This window comes from Streptomyces sp. NPDC046716 (assembly GCF_040645755.1).
Taxonomy (GTDB): domain Bacteria; phylum Actinomycetota; class Actinomycetes; order Streptomycetales; family Streptomycetaceae; genus Streptomyces.
Genome location: NZ_JBEYYU010000082.1, coordinates 23,574 through 32,916, shown reverse-complemented (window position 1 = coordinate 32,916; position 9,343 = coordinate 23,574). Strand labels below are relative to the sequence as shown.

Here is a 9,343-nt window from a genome sequence, read left to right as displayed (position 1 = left end):
GCCGAGCGGGCCGCCCTCTCCCAGGGCACGGTCCGCAACTACCTGTCGTCGCCCCTGAGACGAGCTCCGCTCGTCCAGGGGAAGGCGCGCGAAGCGCAGCCTTCAGGGGCGCGGGGAACTGCGCGAGAAGCGGCCACCGGCCGTCAGCCGATCGACAACCCAACAGGGGCGCGGGGAACTGCGCGACCGGCCACGACGGCGGGACGGTTGGGCAGACGGGTCCGACGAGGCCCGCCGAGGTTCAGGCACACTGTCCAAACCCGCACCCCCAGGGAGGACCCCGTGCCGCTCGCAGAGAGGCCCCGAACCGACCCCCTCGCCCCCCTGCGCACCGCCGCCGACCCACCCTGCGACGTCTACCTGACCGGCACCGTCTTCCTCGACATCATCTTCACCGGCCTCGACTCGGCCCCCGTCCGCGGCACCGAGTCCTGGGCCCGCGGCATGGGCTCCAGCCCCGGCGGCGTCGCCAACATGGCCACCGCCCTGGCCCGCCTCGGCCTGCGCACCTCCCTGGCCGCGGCCTTCGGCGACGACCACTACGGCGAGTACTGCTGGGACACCCTCGAACAGGGCGAGGGCATCGACCTCACCCCCTCGCGCACCGTCCCCGGCTGGCACTCACCCGTCACCGTCTCCATGGCCTACGAGGGCGAACGCACCATGGTGAGCCACGGCCACGAACCACCGCCGCAGGAACCCGCCCCGCGCTGCCCCCCGCGCTCCCGCGCCGCCGTCGCCTCCCTGACCCCGGGCGTCGAGGAACCCTGGGTCGGCGAGGCCGCCCGCCACGGCACCCGCATCTTCGCCGACGTCGGCTGGGACGAGACCGGCCGCTGGGACCTGGCCGCCCTGCCCGACCTCGGCCAGTGCGAGGCGTTCCTGCCCAACGCCGAGGAGGCGATGCGCTACACCCGCACCTCCTGCCCCCGCGCCGCCGCCCACGCCCTCGCCGAACACGTCCCGCTCGCCGTCGTCACCCTCGGCGCCGAGGGCGCGTACGCCGTCGACGGCCGCACCGGCGAGACCGCCTCCGTCCCGGCGATCGAGGTCGAGGCGCTCGACCCGACCGGCGCCGGAGACGTCTTCGTCGCCGGATTCGTCACCGGCACCCTCGCCGGCTGGCCCCTCGCCGACCGCCTCGCCTTCGCCGGACTCACCGCCGCCCTCTCCGTCCAGGAGTTCGGCGGCTCCCTGTCGGCCCCCGGCTGGTCGGAGATCGCGGCCTGGTGGAAGCAGGTGCGCTCCTACGTGGACCAGGACCGGGCGGCGCTGAGCCGGTACGCCTTCCTGCACCCGCTGCTGCCCGAGACGACCCGGCCGTGGCCGCTGCGGCGCGCCGTGCCGACCATCGGCTTCGGCCGCTCCGCGTAAAAGCCCTTGTCGGAACCGCGGCGGCCGTGCGAAAGTGACGGCCGCCGTCGTCCGACGGCGACCAGCCTTCTCATCCTTCAAGGACTGAAGCCCATGTTCCCGGCGTCCCCCAGCGGCCGTCGTCGGCTCTGAGCCCTCCGCTCAGCTCGCTCCTCACGGCGGCCCCACGCACCCACTTCTGTGCGCTTTTCTTCACGTGAGGGAATCACCATCACCATGGACCACGACGTCCAGCTCTTCACCGTCGCCCACCTGCGCCGCCGCCCGGCGCCCGTGGAGACCGGCGGCTTCGTCCTCGGCTTCGACCCGGACACCACCAGCCCGTTCATCAACTACGCCACCCCGCTGCCCGGCGCCGCCCCGAGCGCGGCCGACGTGGCGGCCCTCGTCGCCGCGTTCCGCGAGCGGGAGCTGACACCCCGCCTGGAGTTCGCGCCGGACGCCGCGCCGGAGGCGGCCGCCGCGCTCGCCGCCGCGGGCTTCACCGCCGAGGCCGAGCACACCTACCTGGTCTGCACCCCCGCCACGCTCGCCGTGCCGGAGACGGGCCCGGTCGTCGACGCGCCGACGGCCGACGCCGACTACACCGGCCTCGACGCGGCCCTCGCCGAGGCGTTCGGCGGGGAGTTCCCGCCGTCCGAGGAAGGCGCGGCCCGGCTGCGCCGCACCGCCGACGCCGGGGGCGCCGTCCGGCTCGTCCGGGCCGCCGACGGCACCGTCGCCGGGGGCGCCCTGTGCAGCGCGCCCGCCGCGGGCACCGCCGAACTGGCCGGCGTCGGCACCCGCCCCGCCCACCGCGGCCGCGGCATCGCCGCCGCCGTCACCGCGGAACTGGCCCGCACCATGCTGCACGAGCGCGGCGTGGGATCGGTGTGGCTGGAGTACGGAGGCCAGGACTCCCGCCGCGTCTACGAACGCGTCGGCTTCCAGCCGCGCGGCACCCGCCTGTACACCCGGCTCGAAGCCTGAGCCACCGGCGGCCGGGGCCCGCCACCGGAGCCCCGGCCGTATCCGGAAACCCGCTCGGCGTTGTCGTACCCGCGCCGTACCCTTGGCGGTGTACGACCCGCAGCGAGATCCCGCGCATTTCCATCAGCCCGTACGGGGAGGAAGCAAGGGCCACCGGCCCGGCTCATGACGCAGACACCATCCAGCGCCCGCGCGCAGTTCACCGTGCCGGCCAAGCACCCCATGGTCGAGATCCTGGGATCCGGCGACGCACTGCTGCGAGTGATCGAGAAGGCCTTCCCGGAGGCCGACATCCACGTCCGGGGCAATCAGATCAGCGCGACCGGAGAGCCCGCCGAAGTGGCCCTCGTCCAGCGACTGTTCGACGAGATGATGCTGGTCCTGAGGACGGGAGCACCGATGACCGAGGACGCCGTGGAGCGCTCCATCGCGATGCTGAAGGCGACGGAGAACGGCGAGGGCGACGGCGCGGAGACCCCCGCCGAGGTCCTCACGCAGAACATCCTCTCGTCGCGCGGCCGCACCATCCGCCCCAAGACGCTGAACCAGAAGCGGTACGTCGACGCGATCGACAAGCACACGATCGTCTTCGGCATCGGCCCCGCCGGTACCGGCAAGACCTACCTGGCGATGGCCAAGGCCGTCCAGGCCCTTCAGTCCAAGCAGGTCAACCGCATCATCCTGACCCGCCCCGCGGTCGAGGCCGGCGAGCGCCTGGGCTTCCTGCCCGGCACCCTCTACGAGAAGATCGACCCGTACCTGCGCCCGCTGTACGACGCCCTGCACGACATGCTCGACCCGGACTCGATCCCGCGCCTGATGGCGGCCGGGACGATCGAGGTGGCGCCGCTGGCGTACATGCGTGGTCGCACGCTCAATGACGCCTTCATCATCCTCGACGAGGCCCAGAACACGAGCCCCGAGCAGATGAAGATGTTCCTCACCCGGCTCGGCTTCGAGTCGAAGATCGTGATCACCGGTGACGTGACGCAGGTCGACCTGCCCAACGGCACGAAGTCCGGACTCCGGCAGGTCCAGGAGATCCTGGAGGGCCTCGACGACGTGCACTTCTCCCGCCTGTCGTCCCAGGATGTCGTGAGGCACAAGCTGGTCGGCCGTATCGTCGACGCGTACGAGAAGTACGACACCGAGCACGGTACGGAGAACGGCACCCACAAGGGCCGCCCCAGAGGGAAGTAGAGAACCAACAGCGCCATGTCGATCGACGTCAACAACGAGTCCGGAACCGAGGTCGACGAGCAGGCGATCCTCGACATCGCCCGCTACGCCCTCGCGCGGATGCGCATCCACCCGCTCTCCGAGCTCTCGGTGATCGTCGTGGACGCCGACGCCATGGAGCAGCTGCACGTGCAGTGGATGGACCTGCCGGGGCCGACGGATGTCATGTCCTTCCCGATGGACGAGCTGCGTCCGCCGATGAAGGACGACGAGGAGCCCCCGCAGGGGCTCCTCGGTGACATCGTGCTCTGCCCCGAGGTCGCCAAGAAGCAGGGCGAGGAAGCCCCCACGCAGCACTCCATGAACGAGGAGCTCCAGCTCCTCACCGTGCACGGCGTGCTGCACCTGCTGGGATACGACCACGAGGAGCCCGACGAGAAGGCCGAGATGTTCGGGCTCCAGGCGGCCATCGTGGACGGCTGGCGCGCGGAGAAGGGGATCGAGGGTCCGTCGCCGGCCCCGACCGTGTCATGAGCCTTTCCCTGATCGCGGGCGCCGTCGCCCTGGTCGTCGTCGCCTGGCTGGCGGCGTGCGCCGAGGCCGGCATCGCCCGCACCTCGAGTTTCCGCGCCGAGGAGGCCGTCAGGTCCGGCCGGCGCGGCAGCGCGAAGCTGGCCCAGGTCGCCGCCGACCCGACCCGCTATCTGAACGTGGCGCTGCTCGTCAGGGTGGCCTGCGAGATGGCGGCGGCCACCCTGGTCACGTACGCGTGCCTGGAGCAGTTCACCGAGACGTGGCAGGCGCTGCTCGTCGCGATCGGCGTGATGGTTCTGGTTTCGTACGTCGCCGTCGGTGTCTCGCCGCGCACCATCGGCCGCCAGCACCCGCTGAACACGGCGACGGCCGCCGCGTACGTGCTGCTGCCGCTGGCCCGGATCATGGGCCCGATCCCGCCCCTGCTGATCCTCATCGGCAACGCGCTGACGCCCGGCAAGGGATTCCGCCGCGGCCCGTTCGCCTCCGAGGCGGAACTTCGCGCCATGGTCGACCTCGCCGAGAAGGAGTCCCTGATCGAGGACGACGAGCGCCGCATGGTGCACTCGGTCTTCGAGCTGGGCGACACCCTGGTCCGCGAGGTCATGGTGCCGCGCACCGACCTCGTCGTCATCGAGCGCTACAAGACGATCCGCCAGGCGCTCACCCTGGCCCTGCGCTCCGGTTTCTCCCGGATCCCGGTGGTCGGCGAGAGCGAGGACGACATCGTCGGCATCGTCTACCTGAAGGACCTGGTCAGGAAGACGCACATCAACCGCGACGCCGAGGCCGAACTGGTCTCGACGGCGATGCGTCCGGCGGCCTTCGTCCCCGACACGAAGAACGCCGGTGACCTGCTGCGCGAGATGCAGCAGCTGCGCAATCACGTCGCCGTCGTCATCGACGAGTACGGCGGCACGGCCGGCATCGTCACGATCGAGGACATCCTGGAGGAGATCGTCGGCGAGATCACCGACGAGTACGACCGGGAACTGCCGCCGGTGGAGGAGCTCGGCGAGGACCGGTTCCGGGTCACCGCGCGCCTCGACATCGGCGACCTCGGTGAGCTGTACGGCATCGAGGAGTACGACGACGAGGACGTGGAGACGGTCGGCGGGCTGCTCGCCAAGGCGCTCGGCCGGGTGCCGATCGCGGGCGCGTCCGCGCAGGTGGAGCTGCCGGACGGGCGGGAACTGCGACTGACCGCGGAGGACTCCGCCGGCCGCCGGAACAAGATCGTGACGGTGCTCGTGGAGCCGGTGGCCCCGAAGGGCGAGGACGCCGAATGACCCCGGAGGAGCTGCGCGCGCTCTGCCTGTCGTTCAACGCGGCGGTGGAGGAGTTCCCCTTCGGCCCGGAGGCCTCCGTCTTCAAGGTCCTGGGCAAGATGTTCGCCCTGTCCAGCCTGGACGCGCGCCCCCTGACGGTGAACCTCAAGTGCGACCCCGAGGACGCGATCCGGCTCCGCCGCGAACACGAGGGCGCCGTCCGCCCCGGCTGGCACATGAACAAGCGGCACTGGAACACGGTGTCGGTGACGGAACTTCCGGCCTCTTTCGTCCGCGAACTGGTCGAGGACTCGTACGACTTGGTGGTGGCGGGGTTGCCGCGGGCGGAGCGGCTGAAGCTGGACCGGGCGTGAGTGCCGGGCGTCTCACCAGGCACGCACCGAAATGGCCCGACTCCCCCTCGCCAACGCTGGGGCGCAGCGGCAGAATGGACTGACGGTGCGCTGTGACGCCACCGCTCCGGGCTGCCTACCAGGGAAACTCGGAACGGCAGCGTCTGTTCGGGCGCCCGCCGCTTTCGGCCCCGACTGTCAGGTCGGGGCTGATTGCTTTTACACGAAGGGCAGAATCCACTCGTCGACGATCTTCTGGACCGCGATGAGGAGATTGATCAGAGGCAGCAGCTGAGCTGCCCGCTCACCCCACGTGCGCTTGATCCTCTCGGGTCGGCGCCCTCCTTCCTGCTCGGCATGGCCTTCCGTCATCACTCGCTCCTTCTCCCCGGCCGCTCGCCGCCGCGTCAATTCACGGCGAACCACGAACGGATGGGCGCTGAGTGGCTCTTGAGGCGCTCCAGCTGCGGTTTTGATGAGTGATGTTGAACATGGCGATCGATCAACTCCCTTGGCTGGCTTGATTGTTCGCACCATGTACAGCTTCAGCGTAGCTTGGGACTGTCAATTTGTGCAGTGCCTATTGGCAGAGAGCCATCGGCTGGTACGACGAACGGATCCTACGATCCGACGGGTTCCATTCTGCTAGGTAGCAGATTGAGGGGTAAGGTGTGGACGTCGCGCGCGCGGGCGAGGGTTTCAGCCCTGGTGTGCGGCGCACACACCCCGTGTGTAAGTCACTCGGAAACGTCGCAACCATGAGGGTCTCGATGAGTAATCTGTATATCTGCTACGTTGCACATAGGTGGATGCGCTTGGGGGTGAAGCAGCCATGACACAGACGAGTGCGGCGCTCCTCCGGCTGCGACTCCGTACCGAGCTGCGCAAAGCGCGGATCGCGGCCGGCCTGACGCAGCGGCAGGTCGCCGAGAAGATGGAGTGGAGCCCCTCCAAGCTGATCCGGATCGAAGCCGGTGAGGTGGGGATCTCGATCAATGACCTGCGTCCACTGGCTGCGGCGTACAACATTTCCGACCGGCGCAAGGTGGAAGAGCTGCTGACCATGGCCCGGGGGAGTCGGCGGATGCCGTTCTCCGAGTACCGGGACATGTTCAGCAAGGACTTCATGCAGTTCCTGGCGCTGGAGTCGGCCGCCTCGATCAACCGCCAGTTCGGTTCACTGACCATCCCCGGTCTGCTGCAGACCGAGGAGTACATGAGGGCCGTCTTCGGCTCGTACGACAAGGACTCGCCCGAGGAGCAGATCGAGCGCTACGTCGAGGCGCGGCTCGCTCGCCAAGAGGTGCTGGAGGACGTCCAGGGGTGCGAGTTCTTCTTCATCCTGGACGAGTCCGTGGTGCGCCGGGTGGCAGGCGGCAAGGGCGTGATGCGGGCGCAATTGGAGCACCTCGCGGACCTGGCCGAGCGCCCCAACATCAACCTTCTGATCCTTCCCTTCAGTGTCGGCGCCCATCCCGGCATCCTCGGCCCGTTCACGCTGTTCGAGTTCCGGGACGAGGTCATGGAGGACGCCCTGTTCCTCGAGGACTCCCGGGGGACCACCACCGCCGCGACCGACCCGGTGGAGGCGAGGCAGTACCTGGAGCGGTTCTGGGAGCTTGAGGACCTGGCCATCAAGGACGGCGTCGAAGTGGTGCTGCGCCGTCTCGCGGAGCGGGTCGCCGAAGGGGGCGACGATCTGGAGGTGCTGTTGCAGCGCGAGCCTTCCTGAGGTGCGCGAAGGTGCCAACTTGCCTTGAGTGAAGGCAAGTTGGCGCGAATTGCCATGCCCGATCAGATGGTCTTCACCACTATGATGGGCGGGCTGTCGTGTGTCCCCACAGCCGACGTGCGGGACACCCCGGCTGGTGTGTCCGCAACCGGGGGAGGTCGCAGGTGGGCGGGTCACGGACGTGGCGTAAGAGCAGTGCGAGTACATCGGGCGGCGGAAACTGCGTCGAGGTCGCCCGTACCGGTACCGAGGTGTGTGTCCGGGATTCCAAGCGCCGACGCGGTCGAATCGTCACCGTGACCCCGGCCGCCTGGGACTCCTTCCTTCATTCCCTGTCCGGCGACGGTGATCCGGACGCCCGACGGCGGGCCACGTCCTAGATCCCCGGCCCCGCGATCCACGTCTTCCCCGCCTGCCCCCGCGCCTGCGCGAACGCGCGGGGCGCGTCGGTGAAGGCGTACTGCGTGGTCAGGGAGACCGAGGGGCGGACGCGGTCCGCGATGACGTCGTCCAGGGCCGCCCGGAAGTCGTGCGGGTGGTCGTAGATCAGGGAGCCCTGGACCGTGAGCTGCCCGCGTACCACCTGTTCCATGGTCAGCGGCAGCGGCGACGGAGTGAGGCCGATCAGGGTGAGCGTGGCGCCCGGGGCGAGGCGGGGGAGGGCCGCCGCCAGGGCCGGAGCGGCGCCCGTCGTCTCGTAGAGCCGGAGGAAGTCGCCGTCGCCGGCGGCCGCCGCGGTGGCGCCGAGGGCGACCGCGCGGGCGAGGCGCTCGGGATGGAGTTCGACGACGACCGGCTCGGCGCCGAGGGCCAGCAGCGACTGGCTGACCAGGAGGCCCTGCGCCCCGGCGCCGAGCACCAGGGCCCGCTCGCCCTTGGCGATCCCGCTGCGCTTGACCGCCGTGCGCGCCACCACGTACGGCTCGAACGCGGCCAGCTCCCGCACGTCCAGGTCCTCCGGGACGACGTGCGCGAAGGCGGCCGGCACCGTGAAGCGCTCGGCGAGCAGCCCCGGCGCGTTCATGCCCACGATCGCCCGGTGCGGGCACGCCGAGGTCAGCCCGCGACGGCAGTCCGGGCAGTCCAGGCACGCGTAGTTCGGCTCGACGACGACGCGGCGGCCCACGGCGTGCCCGGTGACGGCGGAGCCGGTCGCCACGATCCGGCCGAACGCCTCGTGCCCGACGACCCAGGGCGTGGCGGGGACGGCGCGATGGCCCTCGTGGACGGAGAGGTCGGAACCGCAGACGCCGAGTCCTTCGAGCGCGACGACGACATCGCCGGGGCCGGGCACCGGCTCCGGCAGATCGTCGACGACGGCGAGGCGGCGGGGTGCGGTGAGGACGACGGCCTTCATGCGGGCTCCTGCGGGTGGGTGCCTCGGGGATCCCAAGACTAATGTACGAACTGGTTAGTTATCTACAGTGTCCATCGAGCCAGTGCGAGCCGCCGCGAGCCGCCTCCTTATGCTCACCCCATGACTGACAGCACCGACCTCGGCGCCGAGGACCGCAAGATCGTCACCCTGGCCCGCTCCGCACGGGCCCGCAACGGTGTGCCCGAGGGCGCCGCCGTGCGCGACGAGACCGGGCGCACCTATGTCGCGGGCACCGTCGCCCTGGACTCCCTGAAGCTGAGCGCGCTGCGGACCGCCGTCGCCATGGCCGTGGCCTCCGGCGCCCAGTCCCTGGAGGCGGCGGCCGTGGTCTCCGCGGCGGAGGCCCTGGAGGAGGCGGATATCGCGGCCGTGCGCGATCTGGGCGGCAGCGGCACCCCGGTGTTCCTCGCCGCGGCCGACGGAACGGTCCGCGCGACCGTCGAGGCCGGCTGACCCGCGCGAGGCGTGGGTCACAGGAAAACCCGCTCGCCCAGTAATAGAGCGGCTTCCGCCGTGGGGGAGTGAAGACGCTCACGTCGGCCGCGGGCCGGGACTT

Annotated in this window: 11 protein-coding genes; 9 read left to right on the top strand and 2 right to left on the bottom strand. The window is 70.5% G+C overall.

Annotation, left to right across the window (positions count from 1 at the left end):
- Window positions 1-282 precede the first annotated feature (282 nt).
- The 6 genes from ABZ930_RS37515 to ABZ930_RS37490 all read left to right on the top strand — a co-directional run bounded on the left by ABZ930_RS37515 (window position 283) and on the right by ABZ930_RS37490 (window position 5,698).
- Complete coding sequence (locus tag ABZ930_RS37515; protein ID WP_361558653.1) at window positions 283-1,374, top strand: PfkB family carbohydrate kinase; 1,092 nt, start codon at window positions 283-285, stop codon at window positions 1,372-1,374.
- 216 nt (window positions 1,375-1,590) lie between these two features.
- The gene (locus ABZ930_RS37510) at window positions 1,591-2,343 is read left to right on the top strand and encodes a GNAT family N-acetyltransferase (RefSeq protein ID WP_361558650.1); all 753 of its coding nucleotides are present in this window, start codon (window positions 1,591-1,593) and stop codon (window positions 2,341-2,343) included.
- 165 nt (window positions 2,344-2,508) lie between these two features.
- Window positions 2,509-3,543, top strand: a complete 1,035-nt coding sequence (locus ABZ930_RS37505; protein ID WP_361558647.1) for a PhoH family protein — start codon at window positions 2,509-2,511, stop codon at window positions 3,541-3,543.
- A gap of 15 nt (window positions 3,544-3,558) precedes the next feature.
- Window positions 3,559-4,056 carry an rRNA maturation RNase YbeY gene (ybeY, locus tag ABZ930_RS37500; protein WP_361558644.1) on the top strand — a complete coding sequence of 166 codons (498 nt, stop codon included), beginning with the start codon at window positions 3,559-3,561 and terminating at the stop codon, window positions 4,054-4,056.
- Window positions 4,053-5,345 carry a hemolysin family protein gene (locus tag ABZ930_RS37495; protein ID WP_361558641.1) on the top strand — a complete coding sequence of 431 codons (1,293 nt, stop codon included), beginning with the start codon at window positions 4,053-4,055 and terminating at the stop codon, window positions 5,343-5,345. Before ybeY ends, ABZ930_RS37495 begins: the two co-directional genes overlap by 4 nt.
- Complete coding sequence (locus ABZ930_RS37490; RefSeq protein ID WP_361558638.1) at window positions 5,342-5,698, top strand: MmcQ/YjbR family DNA-binding protein; 357 nt, start codon at window positions 5,342-5,344, stop codon at window positions 5,696-5,698. The genes ABZ930_RS37495 and ABZ930_RS37490 overlap by 4 nt, the downstream gene beginning before the upstream one ends.
- Before the next feature lie 198 nt (window positions 5,699-5,896).
- Here the strand turns inward: ABZ930_RS37490 and ABZ930_RS37485 are convergent, their stop codons facing one another.
- Window positions 5,897-6,049: a hypothetical protein gene (locus ABZ930_RS37485; RefSeq protein WP_361558635.1), complete on the bottom strand. Its 153-nt coding sequence runs from the start codon at window positions 6,047-6,049 to the stop codon at window positions 5,897-5,899.
- Window positions 6,050-6,509: 460 nt separating this feature from the next.
- Between ABZ930_RS37485 and ABZ930_RS37480 the strand changes: the two genes are divergently transcribed.
- Both ABZ930_RS37480 and ABZ930_RS37475 read left to right on the top strand, forming a co-directional pair.
- Window positions 6,510-7,409, top strand: coding sequence for a helix-turn-helix transcriptional regulator (locus ABZ930_RS37480; protein ID WP_361558632.1), 900 nt, complete (start codon window positions 6,510-6,512; stop codon window positions 7,407-7,409).
- A gap of 98 nt (window positions 7,410-7,507) precedes the next feature.
- Complete coding sequence (locus ABZ930_RS37475) at window positions 7,508-7,789, top strand: DUF397 domain-containing protein (protein WP_361558629.1); 282 nt, start codon at window positions 7,508-7,510, stop codon at window positions 7,787-7,789.
- Here the strand turns inward: ABZ930_RS37475 and ABZ930_RS37470 are convergent.
- Window positions 7,786-8,766, bottom strand: coding sequence for an alcohol dehydrogenase catalytic domain-containing protein (locus ABZ930_RS37470; RefSeq protein WP_361558626.1), 981 nt, complete (start codon window positions 8,764-8,766; stop codon window positions 7,786-7,788). The two genes, ABZ930_RS37475 and ABZ930_RS37470, sit on opposite strands and share 4 nt — an antisense overlap.
- Window positions 8,767-8,886: 120 nt before the next feature.
- On the opposite strand from ABZ930_RS37470, the gene ABZ930_RS37465 reads away from it, so the two are divergent.
- Complete coding sequence (locus tag ABZ930_RS37465) at window positions 8,887-9,240, top strand: cytidine deaminase (protein ID WP_361558623.1); 354 nt, start codon at window positions 8,887-8,889, stop codon at window positions 9,238-9,240.
- Window positions 9,241-9,343: the final 103 nt, after the last annotated feature.

Bases quoted from the DNA above. Each gene is read 5' to 3' on its own strand.
- ABZ930_RS37510 (WP_361558650.1), top strand. From the start codon at position 1,591: ATGGACCACGACGTCCAGCTCTTCACCGTCGCCCACCTGCGCCGCCGC.
- ABZ930_RS37505 (WP_361558647.1), top strand. From the start codon at position 2,509: ATGACGCAGACACCATCCAGCGCCCGCGCGCAGTTCACCGTGCCGGCC.
- ybeY (WP_361558644.1), top strand. From the start codon at position 3,559: ATGTCGATCGACGTCAACAACGAGTCCGGAACCGAGGTCGACGAGCAG.
- ABZ930_RS37495 (WP_361558641.1), top strand. From the start codon at position 4,053: ATGAGCCTTTCCCTGATCGCGGGCGCCGTCGCCCTGGTCGTCGTCGCC.
- ABZ930_RS37490 (WP_361558638.1), top strand. From the start codon at position 5,342: ATGACCCCGGAGGAGCTGCGCGCGCTCTGCCTGTCGTTCAACGCGGCG.
- ABZ930_RS37485 (WP_361558635.1), bottom strand. From the start codon at position 6,049: ATGACGGAAGGCCATGCCGAGCAGGAAGGAGGGCGCCGACCCGAGAGG.
- ABZ930_RS37480 (WP_361558632.1), top strand. From the start codon at position 6,510: ATGACACAGACGAGTGCGGCGCTCCTCCGGCTGCGACTCCGTACCGAG.
- ABZ930_RS37470 (WP_361558626.1), bottom strand. From the start codon at position 8,766: ATGAAGGCCGTCGTCCTCACCGCACCCCGCCGCCTCGCCGTCGTCGAC.
- ABZ930_RS37465 (WP_361558623.1), top strand. From the start codon at position 8,887: ATGACTGACAGCACCGACCTCGGCGCCGAGGACCGCAAGATCGTCACC.